This is a genomic window from Nonomuraea sp. NPDC050783 (assembly GCF_040802095.1).
GTDB lineage: Bacteria > Actinomycetota > Actinomycetes > Streptosporangiales > Streptosporangiaceae > Nonomuraea.
Window position 1 is genome coordinate 205,455 of the sequence record NZ_JBFAHK010000015.1, and the last position, 23,924, is coordinate 229,378.

At 72.6% G+C, this 23,924-nt stretch carries 22 protein-coding genes; 9 read left to right on the forward strand and 13 right to left on the reverse strand.

The genetic code is table 11. The features are described from left to right. Window position 1: 1 nt before the first annotated feature. From AB0H75_RS33715 to AB0H75_RS33760, 10 genes are read right to left on the reverse strand one after another with little or no spacing between them, the layout of a single operon-like run. Window positions 2–655: a phage baseplate assembly protein V gene (locus tag AB0H75_RS33715; protein WP_367803495.1), complete on the reverse strand. Its 654-nt coding sequence runs from the start codon at window positions 653–655 to the stop codon at window positions 2–4. Continuing rightward, window positions 655–1,740: a phage late control D family protein gene (locus AB0H75_RS33720; protein WP_367803497.1), complete on the reverse strand. Its 1,086-nt coding sequence runs from the start codon at window positions 1,738–1,740 to the stop codon at window positions 655–657. The genes AB0H75_RS33715 and AB0H75_RS33720 overlap by 1 nt, the downstream gene beginning before the upstream one ends. Window positions 1,741–1,747: 7 nt before the next feature. Next, window positions 1,748–1,918, reverse strand: coding sequence for a hypothetical protein (locus AB0H75_RS33725; protein WP_367803499.1), 171 nt, complete (start codon window positions 1,916–1,918; stop codon window positions 1,748–1,750). A gap of 58 nt (window positions 1,919–1,976) precedes the next feature. Then, on the reverse strand, window positions 1,977–3,305 hold the full coding sequence (locus AB0H75_RS33730) for a hypothetical protein (protein ID WP_367803501.1): 1,329 nt from the start codon (window positions 3,303–3,305) through the stop codon (window positions 1,977–1,979). Further along, complete coding sequence (locus AB0H75_RS33735) at window positions 3,302–3,814, reverse strand: phage tail protein (protein ID WP_367803503.1); 513 nt, start codon at window positions 3,812–3,814, stop codon at window positions 3,302–3,304. Before AB0H75_RS33735 ends, AB0H75_RS33730 begins: the two co-directional genes overlap by 4 nt. Then, window positions 3,801–5,672, reverse strand: a complete 1,872-nt coding sequence (locus tag AB0H75_RS33740) for a phage tail sheath family protein (RefSeq protein ID WP_367803505.1) — start codon at window positions 5,670–5,672, stop codon at window positions 3,801–3,803. Before AB0H75_RS33740 ends, AB0H75_RS33735 begins: the two co-directional genes overlap by 14 nt. Next, window positions 5,669–6,127 (reverse strand): phage tail protein, encoded by a 459-nt coding sequence (locus tag AB0H75_RS33745; RefSeq protein ID WP_367803507.1) that lies wholly within the window; start codon window positions 6,125–6,127, stop codon window positions 5,669–5,671. Before AB0H75_RS33745 ends, AB0H75_RS33740 begins: the two co-directional genes overlap by 4 nt. A 31-nt stretch (window positions 6,128–6,158) precedes the next feature. After that, entirely contained in the window at window positions 6,159–7,997 is a 1,839-nt protein-coding gene (locus tag AB0H75_RS33750) for a phage tail sheath family protein (protein WP_367803509.1), read from the reverse strand. Between the two features lie 22 nt (window positions 7,998–8,019). Beyond that, a complete protein-coding gene (locus AB0H75_RS33755; RefSeq protein ID WP_367803511.1) occupies window positions 8,020–8,937 on the reverse strand; it encodes a carboxypeptidase-like regulatory domain-containing protein in 918 nt (305 codons plus the stop codon). After that, window positions 8,934–9,530 carry a DUF4255 domain-containing protein gene (locus tag AB0H75_RS33760; RefSeq protein WP_367803513.1) on the reverse strand — a complete coding sequence of 199 codons (597 nt, stop codon included), beginning with the start codon at window positions 9,528–9,530 and terminating at the stop codon, window positions 8,934–8,936. The genes AB0H75_RS33755 and AB0H75_RS33760 overlap by 4 nt, the downstream gene beginning before the upstream one ends. Window positions 9,531–9,646: 116 nt before the next feature. On the opposite strand from AB0H75_RS33760, the gene AB0H75_RS33765 reads away from it, so the two are divergent. Both AB0H75_RS33765 and AB0H75_RS33770 read left to right on the forward strand, forming a co-directional pair. Next, window positions 9,647–10,531, forward strand: coding sequence for a hypothetical protein (locus AB0H75_RS33765; protein WP_367803515.1), 885 nt, complete (start codon window positions 9,647–9,649; stop codon window positions 10,529–10,531). 71 nt (window positions 10,532–10,602) lie between these two features. After that, window positions 10,603–10,983 carry a VOC family protein gene (locus AB0H75_RS33770; protein ID WP_367803516.1) on the forward strand — a complete coding sequence of 127 codons (381 nt, stop codon included), beginning with the start codon at window positions 10,603–10,605 and terminating at the stop codon, window positions 10,981–10,983. Window positions 10,984–11,038: 55 nt separating this feature from the next. Here the strand turns inward: AB0H75_RS33770 and AB0H75_RS33775 are convergent, their stop codons facing one another. Further along, window positions 11,039–11,467 (reverse strand): LysR family transcriptional regulator, encoded by a 429-nt coding sequence (locus tag AB0H75_RS33775; RefSeq protein WP_367803518.1) that lies wholly within the window; start codon window positions 11,465–11,467, stop codon window positions 11,039–11,041. 147 nt (window positions 11,468–11,614) lie between these two features. Here AB0H75_RS33775 and AB0H75_RS33780 point away from each other — a divergent pair, with 147 nt between their 5' ends. Then, window positions 11,615–12,559: an NADP-dependent oxidoreductase gene (locus AB0H75_RS33780; protein WP_367803520.1), complete on the forward strand. Its 945-nt coding sequence runs from the start codon at window positions 11,615–11,617 to the stop codon at window positions 12,557–12,559. 42 nt (window positions 12,560–12,601) lie between these two features. Here the strand turns inward: AB0H75_RS33780 and AB0H75_RS33785 are convergent, their stop codons facing one another. Beyond that, complete coding sequence (locus tag AB0H75_RS33785; RefSeq protein ID WP_367803522.1) at window positions 12,602–15,319, reverse strand: TIM-barrel domain-containing protein; 2,718 nt, start codon at window positions 15,317–15,319, stop codon at window positions 12,602–12,604. Window positions 15,320–15,376: 57 nt separating this feature from the next. After that, entirely contained in the window at window positions 15,377–16,522 is a 1,146-nt protein-coding gene (locus AB0H75_RS33790) for an ROK family transcriptional regulator (RefSeq protein ID WP_367803524.1), read from the reverse strand. Window positions 16,523–16,658: 136 nt separating this feature from the next. Between AB0H75_RS33790 and AB0H75_RS33795 the strand changes: the two genes are divergently transcribed. The 6 genes from AB0H75_RS33795 (at window position 16,659) to AB0H75_RS33820 (ending at window position 23,916) form a co-directional block, all read left to right on the forward strand. Beyond that, window positions 16,659–18,776, forward strand: a complete 2,118-nt coding sequence (locus AB0H75_RS33795) for a PIG-L family deacetylase (protein ID WP_367803525.1) — start codon at window positions 16,659–16,661, stop codon at window positions 18,774–18,776. Between the two features lie 30 nt (window positions 18,777–18,806). After that, window positions 18,807–19,883 carry a sugar ABC transporter substrate-binding protein gene (locus tag AB0H75_RS33800; RefSeq protein WP_367803526.1) on the forward strand — a complete coding sequence of 359 codons (1,077 nt, stop codon included), beginning with the start codon at window positions 18,807–18,809 and terminating at the stop codon, window positions 19,881–19,883. An 11-nt stretch (window positions 19,884–19,894) separates the two neighbouring features. Continuing rightward, window positions 19,895–20,614 carry an ATP-binding cassette domain-containing protein gene (locus tag AB0H75_RS33805; protein WP_367803550.1) on the forward strand — a complete coding sequence of 240 codons (720 nt, stop codon included), beginning with the start codon at window positions 19,895–19,897 and terminating at the stop codon, window positions 20,612–20,614. Further along, a complete protein-coding gene (locus AB0H75_RS33810; RefSeq protein WP_367803527.1) occupies window positions 20,611–21,798 on the forward strand; it encodes a sugar ABC transporter permease in 1,188 nt (395 codons plus the stop codon). The genes AB0H75_RS33805 and AB0H75_RS33810 overlap by 4 nt, the downstream gene beginning before the upstream one ends. Window positions 21,799–22,169: 371 nt before the next feature. After that, window positions 22,170–22,943 (forward strand): M23 family metallopeptidase, encoded by a 774-nt coding sequence (locus tag AB0H75_RS33815; RefSeq protein WP_367803528.1) that lies wholly within the window; start codon window positions 22,170–22,172, stop codon window positions 22,941–22,943. Window positions 22,944–23,109: 166 nt separating this feature from the next. Further along, window positions 23,110–23,916, forward strand: coding sequence for an NAD-dependent epimerase/dehydratase family protein (locus AB0H75_RS33820; protein WP_367803529.1), 807 nt, complete (start codon window positions 23,110–23,112; stop codon window positions 23,914–23,916). Window positions 23,917–23,924: the final 8 nt, after the last annotated feature.

Below are 23,924 nucleotides of genomic sequence, written 5' to 3' on the forward strand. Positions count from 1 at the left end.
GTCACCAGATGTTGCCCGCGCCGGGCGTGTACGCGGGCGACATGACCATGGTGTCGGCGATCAGGGTCGTGCACTTCACCATGCCGCTGAAGGTGGAGACCGCCGCGTTCACGTTGACCATGGCCGCCTCGACGGTGACGTCGGTGGTGCCGGTGATCTCGACGGAGGTGGCGGTGAGCTTGATGACGCAGCCCAGACCGTGCCGGACGGTGACCTCCTGGGCCGCGGCGTCGAGGACGACCTGGTGCCCGGCCTCCATGGTGATGCGTACCTTGGGCCGGGGGCCGTCGTCGAACTCCAGCACCGAGCCCGCGCGCGAGCGCAGCAGGCGCAGGTCGTTGGCGCGGGCGGGCGGCTCGGGGGTGTCGGCGCGGCCGTTCCAGGCCGAGCCCAGCACGTACGGGCGCCGCGCGTTGCCCGCCTCGAAGCCGACCACCACCTGGCTGCCGACCTCCGGCATGATCTGCAGCCCCTGCCGGTCGTCGGCGTAGGGGCTGCACAGGGTGGCCCAGGCACGCACGTCGCGGTCGCCGTCGTCGCCGAGCCAGGGGAAGCGCACCTCGACGCGGCCGAGCCGGTCGGGATCGACCAGGTCGGTGACGATCGCCGGGTAGACGCCGAAGTAGGACGGCGCCGAACCGTCGGGCACTGCCATCAGCTCACCTCGTTGAGTGTGGCCCGCTCCGCCTCGAAGCGGGTGCGCAGGCCGTGGACGTTGTCGAAGGCATGGGTGACGCGGGTGACGTAGTAGCCCTGGCCTTCGAAGGGGGCGCCGACCCGCCGCAGGGTGAGGCGGCTGCCGACGACCATGTCGGGCGAGCCCCGGGTGAGGCCGGCGACGGTCACGAAGCGGCGCGCGCGGCGCAGCATCTCGGCGCGGGCCCAGGACGCGGCCTCCTCGCTGGTCAGCGCGGCCTCGCGGACCCGGTAGGAGACGCTGCCGCCGAGCGCGCGGGCGACGAGGCGGGGGCCGGTGCGCCCGCCGGTGACCTCGGCCTCGACGGCTTCGGGGCCGGCCCGCTCCTGGAGGCCGCCTTCGCGCGCGGCGTCGTAGCCGGTGACGACGACGGAGTCACGCTGGTGGGCGAGGTCGGCGCACAGGCGGGCCGACAGCAGGTGGTCGCCGTACACGAGGGTGAGCGAGGTGCCCTCGCGGCGGGCGCGGGTGCGGAAGTGCAGCTCGTCGCCGGTGCACCACAGCTCGGCCTGGACGAGGCGGGCGCGCTCGCGCAGGAAGGCCAGGTCGCTCTGGTTGAGCTGCTGGACGACGTCGTAGCGGGGGCCCTCGGCGGCCACGTCGGCCTTCAGGCCGTGCGCGTCGGCGACCTCCCTGGCGAGGTCGGCGTCGGTCATGTCGCGATAAGTACGCATCCGGCGGGTCATCCGCAGCCGCATCAGGGCGTCCTCGGCGTGGAGCACGACCAGGGGCGGCTCACCGTCGCCCAGCTCCACCTCGATGGCCGAGACGACGCCGTCGAAGACGTAGCGCTGCACCCCCGGCGCCCCGACGCTGACGCGCAGCCGCCGGCCGAAGTCGGCGCGGTCGCCGTCGAGGTAGAGCAGCTCCCCCGGCGGGCCGGTGGCCGGGCCGCCGACGGCGGTGAAGTGGCCGCGCAGCGTCCGCAGGCCGCGGACGTCCTCGCTGATCTCCAGCCGCACGCAGTCGCGGGCGAGCTCACGCACGAGGCCGTCGTCCACGGTGAAGACGGGTGAGGCGGTGGCGAACAGCGGCTCGGTCATCGGCGGGTCAGTCCGTGAAGTCCGTGGCGCGCACGCGCTCGGCCAGGCGCTCGGCCCGCCCGCGCAGCTCGCGCCAGCGTTCCTCGGCCGCCCACGGGCTCTCCGGCGGCCCTCCCCCGGCCTGCGCGCGCTCCACCGGCACGATGTCGGAGTGCAGCTCCTCGATGTGCACGCTCATGACGCGCCTCCTCTCGTCTCCTGACGCGATTCCTGACGCGATGCTGCCCGGCCGGGCGTCACGCGGGCGTTGCTCCCCGGGCGCGCCGCCCGCAGGCGCACGGCGCGCCCGGGCAGCGGGACGCGCCTGGGTGGCAGGACGCGTCCGGTTCGGCGGGCACAGGGGTGCGCACGCGGGCCCGCAGCGGCACGGCGAGCCCGTACGTCAGCGCCCTCGGATCGGGCAGCGAATCAGACAGCGACCCGGGTGACGCGCCGAACCGCGAGCTCCCACCCGGACCGGCGCCACCCGGACCGGCGCCACCCGAACCGGCCCCGCCCGGACCGACGCCACCCGAACCGACGCCACCCGAACCAGCGCCACCCGAACCGGCGCTACTCGGGCCGCCTCCACCCGGGCCGACGCCACCCGCACCGGAGCCACCCGGGCCGACCGCCGGGGGCCGGGGGCGGGCGACGCCGAAAGCGGCGCGGGCCGCGTCGGCCGCCTGCTCGGCGCGGTCCCGGGCGTTTCTGGCGGCGGCGCGGCCGAGCCCGCCCGCTTGTGTGAGCGCGAACCCGGCGGCCTCGGCGGCGTCGGCCGGCACCGGCCCGGCGAGGGCGTCGGGCGGAGCCGCCGCGAAGCCGGTCGCCCGCCCCGGCGACCCGTTCGCGTGCAGCTCGGGCCCGAGCTGCACGGCGGTCCCCGCGCGCAGGCCGAGCGGCGAGGCCAGGCCGTTCATCACCGACCGCCAGGCGGCGGGGTCCCCGCCGGCCCGGGCGGCGAGCTGCTGGGCGCTCTCGCCGTCCAGGGCCTCGATCACGGAGTCGGGGGCCGCGCTGCCGCTGCGGCCGGGGGCCGCCCCCGTGCCGCCGGGCGGGGTGGCGCCCCGCTGGGTCCGGCGGGCGGGGCCGTTGGCGCCGGCCTCGAAGTCGAGGTTCTGCTCGGTGATCGCCAGGGTGAGCTTGGCCCGCAGCGGCACGCCCTGGGCGTCGAAGAAGTCGATCTCCTCGGTGATCTGCGTGACGATGCCGCTGAACTCGAAGGTGCCCCACACGAACGACATCGGCGGCGGCGAGTTGCCGCTCTTGTCGGGGCGGGCGAAGGCCAGGACCGGCATGGTGAGCTCGCGCACGCCGTCGGGGCCGCCGCCGTCGGCCAGCTCGGCGGTGTCGAACTCCAGGGAGAAGCCGAGCGTCGCCGGGTTGACGGACGGGTGCTGCCGCTTCTGCGTGCCGGTGGTCCTGCCGCCCTCGTCCTTGCTGTTGGGGTGCTGAAGGGTCAGCGTGGCCGGGTTGAACTGCACGGTGACGGACCCGGCCTCCTCGCGGCGGTAGACGGGCCGGCCGCCGGGGCCCTCGCCCTTCTTGGTCAGCGGGTAGAGCCTGGCCTTGGCGGGTTCGGTCACCGGGTCACCAGCCGTAGTCCCTCGTGCGCGATGTGCATCTCCTCGATGGCGATCTCGCCGGTCCTGGCGTGCAGCGCGGGCCCGAGCACCTTGAGCGGCAGGCCGCGCTCGAACGTCCAGACCGCCTGGACGGGCCTGCCGTACCCGGCGCGGACCTCGATGCGCCCGTTGTAGCGGGGCACCGGGCGCACGCCCGCGACCATGCCCTGCAACCAGTCCCACAGCTCGGACCGGACCTGGCCGTCGCCGTTCCTGGTGAACATGCCGCGCTTGAACACGATCGGCTGCAGCTTGACCCGGCCGACCCGCTGGACCACGCCGTCGTTGCGGCCGCCCTCGGCGTACTCCTTGATCTCGGCGGCCAGCTCCAGGCCGGAGCACTCCTGGAAGGCGCCGTCGCACAGCCGGTCGGCGGTGCCGCCCGGCCCGTCCGCGGCGCTGCGGTAGAGGGCGACGTCGAACCAGAAGGCCCGCACGACCCCGGCGTGGAACGGGTCAGGCGCCGGCATCGGGGACCTCCTCCACGCGGACGCCGCCGTCGCCGTCGCGCGACAGGCGCAGCACCAGGAACTCCATCGGCTCGGCCGGCGCGACCCCGATCTCGGTCACCAGCCGCCCCAGCTCCACCGACTGCCGGGGGTTGAGCTCGTCGCCCGAGCGGACGAAGTACGACTCCCGCTCGGTCGGACCGGCGAACGCCCCGGCCCTGAACAGCCCGCGCAGGAACGTGTCGAGCACGTCGCCGAGCAGGGCCCGCAGCTCGGCCGTGTTGGGCTCGAAGACCAGGAACTGGGCCTGGCGCTCGATCGACAGCCGCAGCATGGTGAGCAGCCTGCGCACGCTGAGCTGGCGGTACTCGTGGCCGGTGTCGAGGGTGCGGGCGGAGGTGAGCCGGAAGCCGTCGCGTTCCTGCCTGAACACGTTGACGCCCTGCTCGAACAGCAGGTCGTGCTCGGCGTCCGTCACCTGGTCCAGCCCCAGCACGGCCCCCAGGGCGAGCTCGTTGGCCGGGCCCCACAGCAGGCCGCGGCGGCGTTCGCGGGCGGCGATGATGCCGGCGGCGAACGCCGAGGGCGGCACGGGCACGCCGCGCCCTTCCTGGCCCCGGACCATGAGCCACGGATGGTAGGCGGCGGCGAAGGCGGAGCCGTACGCGGCCCGCCAGCGAACGATGGCACGCGCGTCGAGGCCCGGCGGGACGTCCAGGAGCGCGGTGCAGCGCCGGTGCCGCTCGGCCAGCGCCACCAGCCGGGACTGCCGCTCGCCGACCTCGGGGTCGGCGGGATCCAGCAGCGGCGCCGGCCGCCGGGGCCGTCGCTGGGCGGTCAGCACCGGGTCGGCGCACCCGCCGGAGCCGGAGGTCAGCTCGATCTCCGTCGTCTCGTCGGTGTGGGACCAGAGCAGGTCGGGCACCGCCAGCAGCCCCAGCTCGGCCACGGCGGCCAGCCGGGCGACGCCCCGGTGCTCCTGCGGGTCGGCCGGCCCGAAGCCGCCGGCCTCGCCGCCGTCGAAGGCCCCGTCGAAGGCCCCGTCGTCGAAGAAGGACGCGCGGCCGATCTCCGCGTAGCGGTCGGCGCCCGGCGTGACGAGCCGCGCGACGCGGGGTTCGAGCAGCGGCCCGGCGGGAGCCGTCGGGTGGTCGTGCCACGTCCCCACCGGGACGATCAGCAGCGACTCCGCCTCGGCGACCCCCGCGACGTCCCGGCCGCCTTCGGGGGTCAGGGCGAGGCCGGTGAAGCGCTCGGAGCGCGGGAAGCCGTGGTCGCCGTCGTCCACGGCGAGCGTGGCCGTCACGACCTCGGCCTGGACGGGTCCGGGCAGTGGCCGGTCGAGCACCGCCGTGCGCCGGTCGATCTCGCGTACCCAGCGCAGCTCCCCGTACGGGCCGAGCCCGGGGCCGCGCACCCGCAGCAGGGTCCCCCGGCGCAGCGGCACGCCCGCCTCGACGGGGACGCGCTCGCCCCGCGCGGCGGCCAGGAACCGCGCGCCGGGCACGTACTCCAGGCGCACCGACAGGTGGTCGCCCCACGTGCCCCAGTCGCGCGCGGTGAACCGGGCGCCGCCGTCCAGCTCGAACAGCGCCCGCCCGGCGGGGTCGCGCGGGCCGGCGCGCAGCACGTAGGCGCGCTCGCCGCCCTGCTCGAAGAAGGCGGACACCGCGTACGGCAGCAGCCCCGGCCCCTCGAACCCGCCGAACCGCAGGCGGTAGGCGGTCCAGCTCGTGACGGGCACCGGCTCGTCGACCGGGCCCCGGGGCGCGATGCCGGCGAACCCGGCGATGTCCATGCGCACGCCGGCCGGCGCCGGGCGGGACGGCTCCGCCGCGCGGTACAGGCCGGGCGCGCCCAGCCGCAGCCCGATCGTCACGGTGACCTGAACTCGATGCTCTCGGCCACCAGGTGCAGCTCCTCCATGACGACCTCGCCGCCGCCCTTGGCGACGAGGGTGGGCCCGACCCACTTCTTGGGCTGCGCGCTCTCCAGCACCCATTGGCACACGGTGCCGGTGCGGGCCTCGTCCTGCAGGGCGATGGTCACGGTACGCGGGTCGAAGCTGCCGTTGCGGGTCTCGCGCAGCCAGTCGAACAGCCGGGTGTCGCCGATGAGGCCGCGTTTGAGCGTGACGTCGTCGGTGGAGTTGACGTTGGCCACCTTCCTGACGTGGTTGGCGGCGTCGTTGCCGGAGCGGTACTCGGAGAACTTCACCTCGTTGCCGAGGCCGCTCACGTCGGAGAAGCCGCCGGAGATCTGGGTCTCGTCCCAGGCGTCGCCGAGCTTCACCAGGAAGTTGAACGCGCCGTAGGGGTTGTCGCGCTGGGCCATGCTCCGCCTCCGTATCGATCAGCTGCATTGATCAGCTGCGCTGGGCATCGGCGGTCCACTGGCCGATGCGGAAGATGACGAACTCGGCGGGGTAGGTGGGCGCCACCCCGATCAGGCAGACGAGCCGGCCGTTGTCCAGGTCGTTCTGCGTCATGGTGGTGCGGTCGCAGCGCACGAAGTAGGCCTCCTCGGGACGGGTGCCCAGCAGCGCGCCCGTGCGCCAGGTGACCAGCAGGAAGTCCTCGATGGTCTGGCGGACCGAGGCCCACAGCCGCTCGTTGTTCGGCTCGAACACCGCCCACTGGGTGGCCTTGTCGATGGAGTGCTCCAGGTAGATGAACAGCCGCCGGACGTTGACGTACTTCCACTCGGGGTCGGAGCTCATCGTCCGCGCGCCCCACACGCGGTTGCCGCGCCCGTCGAAGAAGCGCATGACGTTGACGCCCTCGGGGTTGAGCACCGACTGCTGGCCGTCGGTGACGTTGCGCTCGAACCGCGCGAGGCCGCGCAGCACCTCGTTGGCGGGGGCCTTGTGCACGCCGCGCTCGATGTCGCTGCGGGCGTAGATGCCCGCGACCGTGCCGGAGGGCGGCAGCAGCAGCCGGGGCGGCGGCGCGCCGGGCTCGACCGGAGCGTCCGGGTCGACGATCTCGATCCACGGGTAGTACAGGGCACCGTACTTGCTGTCGAAGCCGGCCCGGAACTGCCGCACCTCCGAGATCGACGACTCCGGGGGCGGGTCGACGACGGCCATCCGGTAGCGCAGCCGCTCGCAGTGGCCGAGCAGGCCGGAGACGGCGGTCGTCCGCTCGTCCTCGGCCAGCGTGGCGGCGTCCGGCATGGCCACGATGGCGATGTCGTCGATCTCGCCGAGCGCCTCCAGGCCGGCGGCGGGCCGGCGGGCGTCGGCGGGGTCGGCCTCCTTGCCGACGAGGTCGGCGGCCGTCAGCGCGGCGCCGTCGGAGCCGCCGGACAGGAACGCGGGACCGCCGATCAGCCGGGTCAGCAGCTGCCCGGCCGTGGGCGGCTGCCGGCCCGCCGCGGGCGGCACGGGCAGCAGGCAGACGAGCGAGAACTCGTCGGCGGGGTCGCGCGCCTGCAGCACGGTGAAGATCGAGCGGGGGTGGCTCTCGTCCAGCTCCAGCTCGTTGTAGACGTCGGCGCGGGTGCCCGCGCGGACGGTCACGGCCAGGCGGATGCGGTAGACCGCCTGCCCGGCGGCGACCGGCTCGAAGGGGCCTCCCCTGCGCGGGGTCAGGCCGAGCCGCCCGTCGCGCTCCGCCACGAGGCGCACGTTGCCCTCCACGGGCGGCGTGGCGTCGGGAGGCGGCGGGCCGGCGGGGCCGATCTCGACCAGGCAGCCGGGCCGCACGCCGGTGAGCGTGCGGTCGCGGACGATGTCGCGGCCCCGCCGGAACTCCACCTGGACGCTGATCTCCCGGCCGAAGGCGCCCGGCCAGCGGGCCCGCCAGCGGGCCAGCGCGGGGTCGCCGACGTCGAGGCGGGCGAAGCAGGACTCCTGCCCGTCGGGGTCGATCTGCCCCGAGGCGTCGCGGGGCCAGGGGAAGACGCGCGAGACGTACAGGCGCCTGCCGCCGTTGGCGAAGAAGCAGCGGGCGGCGTGGGCCGTGTAGTTGACCTGGCCACCGAGGCGGCCGAGGTCGCCGAAGGCCCGCTCGAACTCGGTGTGGCTGGTGACGAGCGGAGGCGTGACCAGCACGGCGTCGGCGACGGCCGGCAGGACGTAGGACACGGGACCGTAGCGGGTGGACCCGGCCATGCCGAACGTGCTGGTGGGGACGCCTTCGATCGATCTCGACCGGAAACTGGTCTCCTCCACGTAGACGCCGGGCGTCAGGTACTCGGGCATGCGCGGACCTCCTCGGTCACGGTCAGGCGGGGAACGGGAACGGCAGCGGTTCGGCGTGCAGCCGTGCCACGGGGATCTGCAGGGTCCGCGGCGGCGCGGCCTCGTACCCGGGAGGAGGGGTCTGCCCTCGCGACAGCGGCGTGTCGGGCGGCTCCGCGCGCGGGACGGCCTCCTCCGGCACGCCCCGCGGCGGCGGCCGGCGCGCGCGCACCGTCACGTCGATGGTGATCACCGGCAGGTTCTCGACGTTCAGGCCCGCGTCGCCCAGGCCGGCGACGACGAGCAGGAACTCGCCCCGTTCGTCGCCGTGCGCCCGGCCCGCGACGGTGGCCGTGCCGGCGACCACCGCCTCGACGCGGGCCCAGGGGACGGGCGCGCCCGCCGGGGTGCGTACGGTCCCGCGCACGGCGGTGGTGCCGCGCGGCAGCGGGTAGGCGCTGCCGGGCAGCAGCCAGGGGCGCAGCGTGCGGGCCAGGACCGGGACGGGGGTGCCCGCCGCCTCGGCGTCCTCCAGCTCGCGCCGCCGCCACAGGGAGACCGCCAGCAGGCGCGGGACGTAGCGGCGCCACGGGTCGCGCAGCAGGATCCGCAGCTCGGCCGCGCGCGGGGTGGGCCAGGGGTCGCGCTGCGCGCCGTGCCGCAGCGTGAACCGCCCGTTCCCGATCCCGTCGAGCGCCAGGACCGGCCCGTCGGGGAGGACGTCGTGGTGCCCGGCGGGAAGGTCGTCGGGGAGCGCCCCGGGGAGGCCGGCGGGAAGGTCGCCGCGGAGCCCGCCGGGGAGCCCGCCGGGGAGGCCGGCGGGCTCCGGCGGGGCGGGGAGGGGCAGGCCGGCCTGGACCGGGTGGCCGCTGGGGCGGCCGGTCACGGCGTCGACGGGCTCGACGCCGAGCGCGAGCCGGTGCGCCGTCCTCGTCTCCACGAACCTCAGCCGCATCGTCATGGCCGCGCCGCCGTCCCCTGCCGCACCCCGACGGTGCCGACCCGCCCGGCGACCGGCTCGCGACGCCCGTCGACGCGGATGACCCGCGTCACGTACGGCAGGCACAACCGGAAGTCGGCGGTCAGCGCCTGGAAGGCGTCGCTGATGGAGTCGAGGGCCAGCTCGTCGGGCACCACGTGGATGGCGTCGCCCTGGTCCCAGCCGCCGCTCGGGTGCAGCAGCGGGCCGGTGAGCGTCGGCTCGCTCTCCAGGATGCGCACCGCCAGGCCGAGCCACTCCAGCTCGAACTCCACGTTGTCGTCCCAGGCGGAGATCAGCATGTGCATGCGCAGCGGGAGCCGGGGGATGCCGTCGGCGCTGGCCACCGCCGACCAGCCGGCCCTGGTCTCCCTGTCGATGGACAGCCGGTAGCAGAACACCGAGATGGCGGGGAACTGGATCACCCCGCCCACCTTGCCCACCTCGTCGAGGTCGGTGCTGCCGACGAGCACGGCGGTCGGCCGGCGCGCGGCGCCCAGCTCCTCGCCGATGCGGAGATTGAGCAGCGTCTTGATGCTGCGGCCCGCCGCCGCGAGCGCCTGGAACCCGGCCATGAGGCGATGCTCGGCGGGCGCCGTCACCGTGCCGTCTCCGGCGGCGGGCCCGGCGACGGCGAGGTGACGCCGCGCGCCGGACACTCCTCGCGACGGCGACGACAGCAGGAGGAACGATGGCGGCCGCTTACCGCACCGAGCCGGAACCCGAGCAGGAGCAGACGACGGGCAGGCCCTGCGCCGAGTGCGGGCTCGAGGAGCTGGACGACCTCAACTGCCGCACCCAGGGCGTCATCCGCCAGGCCGAGCTGACGCAGGCGGCCGCCGAGACGTTGCAGCAGTTCCGCCAGAAGTACGACGGCGCGCGTTCCTCCTACGTCAAGGCCCGGGGCGAGGCGGCGCCGGTCGTCCAGGAGCTCACCAAGAAGGCCGCCAACCTGATCAACAAGATCCGGTGCCTGCTGGAGGAGCACGAGATCAGGCGGCTGGACCAGGCGTGGAAGCGGGTCGCCCAGGATCTCGCCGACTGCCCCGGGCTGACCGGGTGCTGCGTCCACGACCCCTGCGACTTCGACCTGGAGGTCGAGGGCGTGCCGCTGAAGGTCCTGGTCGAGCGCGAGGCCGACGTCAAGCGCCGCACCGACACGGCGGCCGAGTGCTTCAAGGAGGTCGCCGAGGAGCCCACGGCGCTGCCCCTGCGGGTGACCGGCCTGCAGACCAGGATCGCCGCCATCGAGAGCGACCTCGGCGGCGAGACCAAGACCAAGGAGGAGCTGCACCGGCTGTACGTCAGGGCCGTGGTGGCCGCCTACGAGCTGCGCGAGGCCCAGATCTGGCGGGGCTTCGCGAACGTGCACGCCTTCATGGACTGCCTGTGCAAGGGGCTGACCTGCTCGCTGCGCGGGCACCGGGCGCTCGCCGTGCTCGGCGGCGCCATCGCGGCGCAGAAGTGCCGCCAGGAGGCGCACAAGGCCTACTGCAAGCGCCTGCGCGAGAACCCCGTGGACGACGTCCTGACCCACTACGCCAAGCTGGAACGCTCGGACGAGGACGGCGAGTGACGCGGCGTGCGGTCAGGAGCAGTGGTCAGTAGTGATCCGTAGTGGTCAGTGGTGATCAGTAGTGTGGCGGCATGCATCGCACTCGTGTCTACGCCCTCCTGATCGACGCGCCGGCCGCCGAGGCGGAGCGGGCCGCCGCGTTCTGGTCCTCGGCGCTCGGCGTCCCGGCCGAGCCGGACCCCGACGAGGACCAGTTCACCATCCTGCACGGGGCGCTGCCGGGCCTGGCCGCCGTGGTCCAGGCCGTGGACGACGCGCCCAGATACCACCTGGACATCGAGACCGACGACGTGGAGGCCGAGACGGCGCGGCTGCTCGCGCTCGGGGCGAGCGAGGTGGCGCGGTGGCTGGAGTGCCGGGTGCTGCGCGCTCCCGGCGGCCACCTGCTGTGCGTCGTCCCGATCCACAGCGATCCCGAGTTCTTCGCGGCGCACTCCCGCGTCTGGCCGTAGCCCCGCCACGGGCGGCCGGAACGCCGGCCGCACCGAGGTCACCAGGGGCCCGGGCTCACGAGCGGGTGGCGTCGCGTACGAACGTGTCCCATTGGCCGCCGGTGAAGCACAGCTCGGGCTTGCCGGGGTCGTCGAGCGCTCGCATGCGGTACAGCTGGTCGCTCGGGGGCACGGTACCGGCCTCGATCGGCGTGATCTCGACGACGAGCCGTGACGTGCAGCGGGACCGCGGGTCGCGAGCGGAGTGCAGGGCCTGGTTCAGCCGCCGGTAGGCCGGACGGACCTCGGCGAGGAAGAGCTCCCCCTTGGCCGTCAGGTGCACGCGGCGGCTGGTCCGTTCGAACAGAGGTGCGCCGACCCGCCGCTCCAGCGTCCGGACGAGGCCGCTGACCCGTGAGGTGGAGAGCCGCAGGCGTCGGGCGGCCCGGCCGAAGTGCAGCTCCTCGGCGACGGCGAGGAAAGCCTCGATCTCCCGCATGTCCATACTCGCTCACCTTAGTCATGGATCGTTTCGCGTGACCGCACGATCGTCCTGCGAATCGGCGTTGATCTGCGCGTTCTCCCGGTCCGAGACTGTCCGGCAGGCAGGCAGGGCGGAGGAGGACGTATGTCGGTTCGGTCGGTGTCTGACATGACAGCCGTGATCTTCGACGGTTACGGCGGCAGCGACGTGCTGCGTGTGGCGCGGGTCCCCCGGCCGGAGCCCGGGCCGGGCGAGGTCCAGGTCAGGATGGCGGTGGCCGGGGTGAACCCGGCCGACTGGAAGACCCGCCAAGGGCTGAACGCCGCCTACGTGCCGCGCTTTCCCGCGATCCTGGGGTGGGACGTGGCCGGCACGGTCACCGCGACCGGGTTCGGGGTGCACGCCTTCGCCGTCGGTGACCGGGTCTTCGGCATGCCCGCCTTCCCGCGCCTGGCCGGGGCGTACGCCGAGTACGTGACGGCGCACGTCAACGATCTCGCGGCGCTGCCGGACCGCGTCCCGTTCAGGGCCGCCGGCGGGGCGCCGCTGGCCGCGCTGACCGCCTGGCAGGCGCTGTTCACCGCCGGCTCTCTGAAAGCCGGGCAGAAGGTGCTGGTCAACGCGGCGGCGGGCGGTGTCGGGCACGTCGCCGTCCAGCTGGCCCGCTGGGCCGGCGCCGAGGTCGTCGGTGTCGCGTCCGCCGGTCATCACCCCTTCGTCGAAGGACTCGGCGCCGCGCGGGTCCTGGATCGCGCGCGAGACCTCGCCGCGCAGGCCGGCGCCGACAAGGTCGACCTAGTGGTCGACACGCACGGCGGGGCCGAGGCCGGCCTGGCGGCGCTTCTGCGGCCGCGGGGCACCTTCGTCTCGATCGTCTCCGCCCAGCTCGGACACCTGCGGGAACGGGGGTTCCGTACGCGTACGGTGCTGGTCCACCCGGAAGGCCGCCAGCTCGCGCGCATCGCGGAGCTGCTGGCCGCCGGTGACCTGACCATCGCCGTCGACAAGGGGTTCCCTCTCGGGCGGGCCGCGGCCGCGCACGCTCACGCAGAGCGGGGCCGCACCCGCGGCAAGGTCATCCTGGAGATGCCCGCCGCGGGTCCGGCAGCGTGACGCTCAGCCGGATGTCCGGCTTCGCCCCGATCTGTGGCGTCGTCAGGAATAGGTGATGGTCACGGGGGCGGTGACGGGCAGCGCGGACGTACGGACGGTGAGGGTCCTGGTGGCCGGCTCGTACGTCCAGCCGGACACGGGCCGGCCGTCGATCTGGACGCCCGCCGGTTGCGCGACGTTGCGGAAGCGCGCCGTCCAGGTCCGGGTGCTCACCGCCCCCGGGAAGGTGCCGGCCCGGGCGGCGATGGTGAGGCTGCGGCTGGACTGCTCGTAGGTGATCCGGGTGCGGGCGGCCTGCCCGTCGCGGTGGCCGTGGCCCTCGCCCTCATCCTCGTAGAGGCTGAACGACCCGGCGCCTCCTGCGGCGACCTCCAGGGTCACCTGAGCGAGGGGACGCTGCGCGTGGTGATCGACGTAGTCCGTGCGGATGGGCAGAATGCCGCCGGCGCGCAGGAGGACCGGCATGGTCGCCAGAGTGGTGCTGACGTCGTGCACAGCCGGTCCGGTCAGCGCCCGGCCCGTGAAGTAGTCGATCCAGGTGCCCGGCGGGATCCACACCTGTGTCTGCACCGTCCCCGTGCCAGGAGTGCTGACCGGGGCCACGAGCACGTCGTCACCGTAGAGGAACTGCTTGTCGTAGGTGTAGGCCTCGTTGTGCTCCGGATAGTTGAGGTACATCCCGCGGTTCATGGGCAGGCCGGTCTCGTGGGCTTCCCGCGCGAGACTGTAGGTGTAGGGAAGCAGGGCCTCACGCAGCCTGAGGAAGGCCGCCGCGGCCGAGCGGGCCGGCTCGGGGTAGTCCCAGGGCAGCCGGTACCCATGATTGGAGTGCAGCCGCAGGATCGGCTGGAAGGCACCGAGTTGCACCCACCGGGCGTACAGATCGGGGGGCAGCAGGTTCGAGGCGTCGCCGTCGTAGTTGTGCCCGCCTATGTCGTGCGACTCGTAGGGCATGCCGATGTTGCCGCGCCGGATGGTGTAGGTGGAGGCGAAGCCCAGCATGTTCCAGGTGGACGTGGTGTCCATCGAGGTGTCCACGGTGTACCGGTGCTCGGCCCACGGTCCGGCCGGGTACAGCTGGTTGCCTCCGCCGTAACCGGTGTACCCGCTGCCGCTGCGGTTCCAGGAGAAGCCGCGCCGGCCCTGGGCGTCGGCACGCCGCGCGTAGAGCGCGTTGAACAACGTGTCGGGTGAGATGCCGTCCGGCCGGGCGCGGCTGGAGTCGCAGCAGGAGTCCAGCCACCAGAGAACGGGGCCTTTCTCCAGTCCGTCGTGCAGGGCGAAGTAGGCTTCGGCCTCGGCGGGATCGCTCATGTTGAACACCCGGCAGTCCAGACCGGCGCCGAGCGGCCCGCACTCGCCTCGCGCGAGATCGCGGTTCAGCCTGGCCCGCACCTCCGCGTACCGCGGGTCCTGGGTGGTGATGCTGGGATGGATGTTGAGTGCGACCTGCATGCCCTCGCTGCGGGCCCATGACAGGAACCGCGCCGGGTCAGGGAACAGGTTCCTGTCCCAGGACCAGCCGTTCCATTTGTTCGGGGACTTGAAGTCGGTGTCGACCACCAGGACGTCCAGGGGGACCCGTTCGGAGCGGAACAGCGGGAGCAGGGTGTCACGGTAGAACGCCTCGTCGAACTCGGCGTACTCCGACCACCACACGCCGAACGCGTAGCGCGGCAGCATGACGGGCGGTCCGGTGAGGGCTCGCAGGTCCTGCAGCCCGCGCTTGTAGTCGTGTCCGTAACCGAAGAAGTACCCGTCCTGGTAGGGCGAGGTGCGCCGAGGTCGCGGTGTCGTCGTGCCGCTCTGATCGGTCACGGCGGTTTCGGTGTCGTTGAGCAGGTACCAGCCGTCCCTGCTGAGAAGGCCCTCGTGCATCATGACCGGGAGGGGCCGGCCGTCCTCGGCCTCCACCGTGTCCAGGCTGCGCCGCCAGCCGCCCAGGTTCGCGGCCTGGTGGGCCGCCGCCACATGGGTGGGGTAGCCGGCCGCGGGAGGCGTCACCGCGACGTGGTCGACGTTGAAGTGGCACTGGTCAGCGACCTCGCATCGGAGCGACAGCGTCGAGTCCCCCGCGGGCAGGTCGATCAGCGTGCTGGTGGTGGCCCACGTTCCCCAGGTCGCCGTGGCGGGCAGTCTCAGGACCTTGCGCTGGTTCCCTGCGGTCAGCGTGACGGACTGCTGCACGCCGTTGCCGGGGGCGCTCGAGTAACGGAGGTGCACCCGGTACTGGCCGGCCGCGTTGATGCCGCGCTGCGTCCACGACAGCTGCGCGCCGACGTTCCACATACCGGCGACGAAGCCGGGGCCGGCGTAGCCGGGCTCGTCGTTCATGCCCTCGGCGCCGCCGGACAACACCGCCGTCTCCGCCTCACAGACGGTGGACGGCCCGCAGTGACCGGCCAGTGGCCACGTGGGTCTCGCCGTGACGGCCTGGGTACCGGCCTGGAGGTCGACGGTGAGGTTGTCCGGGGTGAAGGGACCGGAGTTCTGCCGGTACCGGAGGGTCAGCTTGCCGGTCCGGATGACCCGCGAACCGTTCTCGACGCCGGTGGTGTAGGACGGCGGGGGGAAGTCCCGGACGACCGCGTTGAAGGTGGGGCGGTCTTCGAAGGTGCCGTCCTGGGCGTATTCGAGCCTGATGAGGGTCGGGGTGAGCACCTGGAAGCGGGCCTGGCCGTCGATGACGACTCCGGCGGCCGCTTGTGCCGGTCGGATGACGACGACCATCTCGAGGACCAGGACGAAGGCGGCTGTCATGACGGGTAAGCGTCTGAGTGAAGCACGTTTCATGCTGTCTCCTGGGGGGTGGGGATCTCAGCTCGGCGACGCTCTGCGGCGCAGTTCGTCATGGGCGAGGTCGAGTGCCAGCTCGGTCGCGCCCACGACGCTGGCTTGTGCGCCGAGTGCCGTGGTCATGATGCGTGGTGGAACGGGCAGCAGAAGGTCGACTCCTTTCGTGACCGCGGGCAGCAGGTGCGGGTTGGCTCCTATCCCGCCACCCAGCACCACGAGGTCGGGGTCGATCACCGTGCAGACGCCGGAGATCGCCATCGCGAGCAGCTTCGCCTCGCGATCTATCACTTCCTGCGCGGCGAGCACGCCGCTCGCCGCGAGCGCGAAGAGTTGTTCCACCGTCTGCGGGGGGCCGCTGGGCCAGCCGATGCGGCGTGCCGCCGCGTCGAGCATGCCGGCGGCCGACGCGTCGTCCTCCAGCGCGCCCCGCCGGCGGTGCTCCGGCGAGAAGGGATCGACGGCCAGCGGCATGTACGCGATCTCTCCGGCGGCACCGCGGCGCCCGCGCAGAAGTGTCCCCTCGTACACCACCCCCATGCCGATGCCGGCTCCCACGGAGACGAACGCGAAGGTGGGGACGTCTCGGGCGTGACCTCGGCGCTGCTCGGCCCTGGCGGCGCAGTTGACGTTGTTGTCGACCGCCGCCATGCCCGGGAAGCGGTCGGCGATCAGCGGCAGCAGGTCGAACGTGCCGTTGGCGTCGATGTTGTAGCCGAGCGTGACCCGGTGTGTCACGGGATCGACCACTCCCGGCGTGGAGATGCCCAGGGCCAGCAGCGGAAGGCCCTCCAGCGCGTGGTCGGCCAGCGTGCGGAACATCAACGCGATCGCCTGCTCGGCCACCTCCGGCGCGCCCAGCCGGCGGGTGGCTTCCGTGGCCTCGGCCAATGGATCCCCGTGCGGGTTCGCGATCCGCACCCTGATGTTCATGCCTCCCAGGTCCATCCCGACGACTGCTCCGATGTCGCTGGACAGCTCGTAGGCGACCGCCGACCGGCCCCTGTCCCCGCGCCGGGTGCCGATGGCGCGGACGATCCGCATCTGCTCGAGGCGCCGGATCGCCTCGGAGACAGCAGGCTTGGACAACTGGGTGGTCGCGGCGATCTGCGGCCTGGTCACGGCCCGATCTCGTAGCAGAGTGTCGAGCACGCGGATCTCACTGGTCATGCGCATCCCATGTAGAGGAAAGTGACTTAACTAAAGTGCGCCCCAAAATGGGCGTCTGTCTAGGTTCTCACTACATCTTGCCGGGTCATTAGTAAGGCTGCTTAACTTACGTCATACCCCCTCAGCGGAGGTGCCGATGAAGTCCAGGCTGATTTCCCTGGCGGCGTCAGCCGCGACGACCCTCGCCCTCGTCACTCCCGCGACGAGCGCGGCGCTCACCACCATCGCCCCGGCCGGAGCCTATCTGCAGGTGGTGGCCCATCAAGACGACGACATCCTGTTCATGAACCCGGACATGGCCCACTCGCTGGAGGCCGGACGGCCGGTCACCACCGTCTACCTGACGGCGGGAGAGGGCTACAAGGCTGTCGGCGGGGACCCGCACACTCCGCCCGCCTCCTGCCGGCCCGCGCAGGACCTGGGCCGCGAGCAGTACGCGGGGTGCAGGATGCTCGGCGTCCGGCGCGCCTGGGAGAAGATGCTGGGCTACCAGGAGGGTGAGCGTCCCTCATGGGACGTTCGAGCGGTAAGCGTGACCGCGCCCGGCGGCTTCGCCCGCCAGGTGGAAGTGAACACCCTGACCAGGGGTGACCGGAAAGCCGGCCTTGTCTTCGTCAACCTGCCCGACTGGGCCGACGGCAACGCGGACACCAAGTTCGACCCTCGCAACGACCCGACCGGCAACGACGCGTCGCTGTACCACATCTGGGCCGAGAACAGCACGCGTCATACGATCATCCCGGCCGGAGGGAAGGTCACCGTCCGGCAGCAGTACAACCGTGGTGACGTCCTCGCGCTGCTCAATGGCCTCTTCCGCCTGTTCCAGCCCACCGTCGTCCGCACCCAGGATCCCGAGCCCGACCCTCGGTACGAGAATCCCGACTGGCTGCACGACCACAGCGACCACGTGATCACCGCACGCCTGACCGCCGCAGCGGTGCAGGGTGGCGGATACTCGTCCCGCCTGCAGCTGGTTCACTACCGCAACTACAACACCAGCACGAGCCCCGTGAACCTGGCGGCCCCCGAGCGCGACGGCAAGCGCTCGGCCTTCGCCTCCTATGTCGCCATGGACCAGGACATCCCCCTGGACTTCGACACCCATCCCGGCTACGGGGCCTGGTCCAAGCGGCTCTACCCCCGCTTCTGGGCCGGGACCCGGTGGGCGGATCGCAACCTTCACGGGCGCCTGCAGGCCTTCGCCGTGCAGAGCGGTCGCCTGCTCACCTGGGAGCAGGACGCCGGCGGTGCCTGGCAGGGACCACATGACTGGGGCGATCCCGGCGGCCCGCTGGCCCCTGGAGTGACCACAGCCCGTAACGCCGACGGCAGGCTCGAGGTCTTCGCCACCCGCCTGGACACCTTCGAAGTCGTCACCACCTACGAGACGTCGAAGGGAGACTGGGTCGGCCACTGGGACGGCCTGGGCAATCCCAACGGCACGACCCCGGCCGCCCGGAACGTGGGACAACCCGCGGCCGCCCTCAACCAGGACAGGCGCATCCAGATCTTCGTCAGGAACGGCGGCGGTGGCGTCAGCACCGCCGTCCAGCTCAGGGTGAATGACGCCTTCTCCGGGTGGGCCGACCTGGGCGGCGGTCCCGGAGTCCAGGACGGCCTGGCGGCCACGACCACTCCCGAAGGCGAGATCGAACTGTTCGCCCACTCGGTCGCGAGCACCGGCCTCGGCTCCATCACACAGTGGTCCCAGCTCGCCCCGAACAGCTCCCGGTTCGCCGCCCCGGCGTCCCTGCCCGCGTGGGACGCCGCCGGCCCGCCCACGGTGGCCACCAACGCCGACGGACGGTTGTCGGTGTTCTACCGGCTCGCCGACGGCCGCGACGGCGACCACGCCGAGGAGATCGGGCACACCAAGCAAACGCGCGTGGGCGGCTCCTTCACCAGACTGCCTCCGATCGCGGGACACGGCGGGATCGGCCCGGTGGCCGTCGCCAACGCCCCCCATCCGCGCGACGGTGTCGCGGCCGTCTCCGATCCCCGCATCGTCATGGTCGTACGCAACCGCGCCGGAGGCGTGAGCATGACCCGACAGAGCGGGGCCGCATCCGATGTGTTCGACACCATTTGGGCAGACACCGGAGGTCTGATCGCCGACCAGCCCGCGGTGGTCAGCGCCGCGAACGGATCGATCGCGGTCCTCGCGATCTCGGGCGACGGCAGGCTCCTGGTCAAGGAGCAGACCGGTCCCGGCGGTGGCCTGCCCTTCACCGAGTGGCGCGTGGTCGGCACCTGAGCCGAGCACCATGGAAGAAAGAGGGCACTGATGCATCGAGGATGGTTGGCGGCCGCGTCCATGCTCCTGGCCTGCGCCGTGGGGTGCGGCGGCGGCACCGGCGGCGGTGCCGGCCCGGATGACGACGAGAAGACGATCGCTCTTCTCCTGCCCGAGTCCAAGACGACCCGTTACGAGTCCTTCGACAGGCCGCTGTTCGAAGCCAAGGTCAAGCAGTTGTGCGGCGAGTGCGCGGTCTTGTACGCGAACGCCGACCAGGACGCGGCCAAGCAGCAGAGCCAGATCGAGTCGGCTCTCACCCAAGGCGCCGACGTCCTGGTGCTGGACGCGGTCGACGCGGCCGCGGTCGCGGCCTCGGTTCACCAGGCCCGGCAGAAGAACGTGCCGGTGATCGCCTACGACCGGCTCATCTCGGGCATCGCGTACGACTACTTCGTCTCGTTCGACAACGTAAAGGTGGGTGAGACCCAGGGCAGGGCCCTGCTGGAGGAGCTGGACAAACGCGGGACCAGGGGCGAGGGGAAGGTCGTGATGATCAATGGATCGCCGACGGATCCCAGTGCCGGTGACTACAAGAAGGGCGCGCACCAGGCGCTCGACGGGCAGGTGACGATCGGGCGCGAGTTCGACACCCCCGACTGGAGCCCCGACAAGGCGCAGCAGCAGATGGAACAGGCCATCACCGCCCTCGGCAAGGACCAGATCGTCGGGGTCTACTCGGCGAACGACGGGATGGCCGGCGGGGTGATCGCCGCGATGAAGCGAGCCGGCTACCAGACGCTCCCGCCCGTCACCGGCCAGGACGCCGAGCTGGCCGCCGTTCAGCGCATCCTCACGGGCGAGCAGAGCATGACCGTTTACCTCGACATCCGCGCCCAGGCGGAGAAGTCCGCGGAGCTGGCGGTGGGACTGGTGCGCGGGCAGAAGCCGGCCGCGCCCACGACGGCCGACAACGGCACCGCCCAGATCCCCGCCTTCCTGCTCGAACCCGTTCCGGTGGGCAGGGACCGGATCAAGGACACCATCGTCAAGGACGGCTTCTACACGGTGGAGCAGATCTGCACGTCCGACTTCGAGAAGGCGTGCGAAGAGGCGGGCCTGCGGTGAACAGCCGTCCGATGGTGTCGGCGCGCGACATCACCAAGCGCTACGGCGCGGTGCAGGCGCTGAGCGACGCCCGCATCGACCTGAACGCCGGCGAGATCGTCGCCCTGATGGGCGACAACGGAGCCGGCAAGTCGACCCTCGTCAAGATCCTTTCCGGGGCCGTCCAGGCCGATCAGGGGACGATCGAAGTGGCCGGGCGGCCCGCGCGCATCAGCCGGCCCAACGACGCGCGCTCGCTCGGGATCACGACGGTGTTCCAGGACCTGGCCCTGGCGGAGAACCTCGACGTGGTCGCCAACCTGTACCTCGGCACCGAGATCCGCCGCAGGAGCGTGCTGGACGAGGTGGCGATGGAGCGGTCGGCCCTCGACCTGCTCGCCTCCCTGGGCGTGCGGATCCGTGACCTGCGGGCCCCCGTGGCCGCGCTGTCCGGCGGGCAACGCCAGTCGGTCGCCATCGCACGGGCCCTGCTCGGGGACCCGCGCGTGGTGATCCTCGACGAGCCGACCGCGGCGCTGGGCGTGGAACAGACCGCGCAGGTGCTCGCCCTGGTCAAGCGGCTCCGCGACCGCGGGCTGGCCGTCGTGCTCGTCTCGCACAATCTGTCCGACGTACGCGCGGTGAGCGACCGCGTGGTGGTGCTCCGCAGAGGCCGCAACGCGGGCGAGTTCGTCACCGCCGACTCCACGCAGGACGCCATCGTGGCCTCGATCACGGGAGCCGATCAATGACCGCATGGCCGATCAGGAGCACCCTCGGCGCGCTGGGAGCGACCCGGGAACGGCTACGTCACGGCGACATGGGCCAGGCACCGGTGGCGATCGGGCTGGTGCTGATCGCCGTGGTGTTCCAGTCCATGAACGCGCACTTCCTGACCGCAGAGAACCTCACCAACCTGGCCTTGCAGATGGTCTCCACCGGGACCATCGCCCTCGGCCTGGTGCTGGTCCTGCTCCTGGGTGAGATCGACCTGTCGGCCGGTTCGATCAGCGGCCTGGCCGCCGTCGTGACGACCACGCTCTACGTCCGCCAGGACTGGCATCCGCTCGTCGCCGTAGCGGTCGCCATCGGGGTCGCGGCGGCCATCGGCGCCCTGCACGGCTTGTTGTCAGCCCTCCTGCACATGCCGAGCTTCGTGGTGACGCTCGCCGGCCTCATCGGCTGGCTGGGGCTGATGTTGTACCTGCTCAAGCCGGACGGCACGCTCAACCTTCCCTTCGAACACGGGCTGGCCGTGCTCAGCGGCGTGTGGCTGCCGGCGTGGCTGAGCTGGCTTCTCGCGGCAGGACTCGTCGTGGCTCACCTGTCGGCCGCCCTGAGCCGGCGGTGGCGGCGCCTCCAGGCGGGCCTGGAGGCGCCCTCGATCGCCCGGGTCGCGAGCCGAGCCGTCGCGCTCGCGGGACTGCTGGCGGCGGCGGTCGCCGTCTTGAGCGCGGACCGGGGCGTGCCGCTGCCGTTCCTGATCTTCTGCGCCCTGGTCATCGGATGCGATCTGCTGCTGCGCCGCACGGTGTTCGGCCGCCGCGTGTACGCGGTCGGCGGCAACGCCGAAGCGGCGCGCCGGGCGGGGATCAACGTCACGAGGATCCGTGTCGCGGTGTTCGCCGTCGCCTCGGCGCTGGCCGCCACCGGAGGCGTCCTGGCCGCTTCCCGGCTGGCCGCCGTCAACCAGAGCAGTGGCGGCAGTGACATCCTGCTGAACGCGATCGCCGCGGCCGTCATCGGCGGCACCAGCTTGTTCGGCGGGCGGGGGCGTGCCTATGCCGCGCTGTTCGGCATCCTGGTGATCCAGTCGGTGGCCAACGGCATGTTGCTTCTCAACGTCGACTCGTCCGTCCGGCTCATGGTGACAGGTGCCGTCCTGGCTGTCGCCGTCGCCGTTGACGCCACGGCCCGCCGCGGGCGGCCCGGCTGACGCGCGCCACTCCGCAAGAAGCCGAAAAATGGCAGGAAATCGCCCTTTACAGGGTCGGCACGGCGCGACACGATGACGCGGTATCGTCCGATTTCCTCACGAGGACAGTCAAGGCGACGGTCGCCGTCCGGACGGCGACCGCCTGGCGAGTCCGATGGTCGCGAGCGGCGGGAGCCCCGGGGCACGAGCTCGACGACGTCAAAGGGCCACGTCACGTGCCCCTTCGCGGATCCCGTCCGCGCTCCTGCCGCCGGGCCCCTTCGGGCCTTCGGCCTGATCCCATCACCAGAATTCGATTCGTTCAGGGAATCACCATGAAATCCTCCCTCCCTTCCTGCTTATCGCGAACCCTGACGCTTCTGGCGGTCATCGTGGCCGGCGTACTCGTCACCAGCACCAGCGCCAGCGCCGCCGTCCCGCCGTTCCAGCTCCCCGTGCCCTGCGGCCAGCGCTGGACGACCTCCACCCATTCCGGGCACGCCAGCCAGTACATGGTGGACATGGTCTCGACCAGCGGTGCCACCTACGGAACCCCGGCTCTGGCCTCCGCCGCCGGCACCGTGGTGACCTCGACCTACTTCAGCGACGCGGGCAACACCATCGTGGTCGACCACGGAGGCGGCTGGGTGACGCGCTACCTCCATCTGGCCGAACGCGCGGTCGGCGTCGGGGCCTTCGTCGCCCAGGGCCAGCAGATCGGCGCCGTCGGCAACACGGGCAGCGCCACGACCGGCGCGCACCTGCACTACGAGCAGCGGCTGAACGGCGCCGTCGTGCAGGCCACCATCGACGGGCACAGCGTCCCCGTGACCTGGTCCTACAACCAGCACTTCGAGACCAGCAACAACTGCGGCGGAAGCACGCCCGGCAGGTACTGGGTCGACACCTTCGCCGACGCGCCGGGCTACAGCACCCCTGGCGGCACCCGTACCGGGACGCTCAACCGGGGCACGAACTACGTCTACTGCCGGGTCTGGGGTCCCGTCGTCGAGTCCGGAGGCTCCTACAACCACTGGTGGCTGAAGACCGACCTGGACTCGGGCAGCCCCTGGCAGAACCAGTGGGTGTCGGCCTACTACCTGTCGCGCTGGGGCGACGACGAGGCCAAGGACAACAACGGCAACGACATCCCGGCGTGCTCGTGACGCCGCTCGCCGTGCGGCCGGCCTTCACGTGGTCCCGGCAACGGCGCCGGGCGCCCGCGCCCAGGTGGAGAACGAGGACGCCGCGGCCGGAAATACGCCGGGCCCTTCTCCTGTTTCCCCACGCACCGACGCCGACGGGGTCGGGCACTGTGGACAAGGAGCCGGCATGAACGTTCTGATCATCGGGGTCACCGGGTACATCGGCCGCGCCGTCGCCGCCGCCGCTCGGCGTGCGGGTCACGAGGTCGCCGGCCTGCGCCATCCCGGCGGCCACCCCTTGCCGGAAGGCGTGCGGGCCGTGGACGGCGACCTGGCCGACCCGGCGTCCCTGACGGCCGTCGCCAAGGGGTTCGACCGGGTGGTCCACGTCGGGCCGCCGCTCGGCGAGGAGACCGACCTGGCAGGCGTGGACGCCCTGACGGCGGCCGGCGTCCCGGTCGTCTACACGACCGGCGCGGCCGTCCTGGGCAGCGAGCCGTCGGACGAGGACAGCGACCCCGACCCGCACCCGCTGATCCGCTGGCGGGCGGAGGCCGAGCGACGCGTCCTCGCCGCGGGCGGCCAGGTGGTCAGGCCAGGCATGGTGTACGGCAACGGCGGAGGGCTCGTCGCCGGCCTGCTGGCGCCCAAGGCCGCCGAGCGAGGCGCCGGCGTCTACATCGGCGAGCCCGGCGTGCGCTGGCCGGTCGTGCACGCCGAGGACCTGGCCGGCCTGTACGTCGCCGTCCTCGACAGGACCGGCCCAGGGATCTGGCACGGCATGAGCGAGACCGTCCGCCTGGACGAACTCGCGGCGGTCCTCGGCGACGGCCGTACCGTCTCCTGGCCGCTGGAGGAGGCACGGGCCGAGATCGGCGGCATCGCCGACCTGTTCGTCCTGGACCAGCAGATCTCCGCCACCAAGACGAGGAACCGGCTCGGCTGGAACCCCGCCCACACCTCCCTCCTCGACTGGCTGCGCGCGCGAAGCTGACCTGGGCG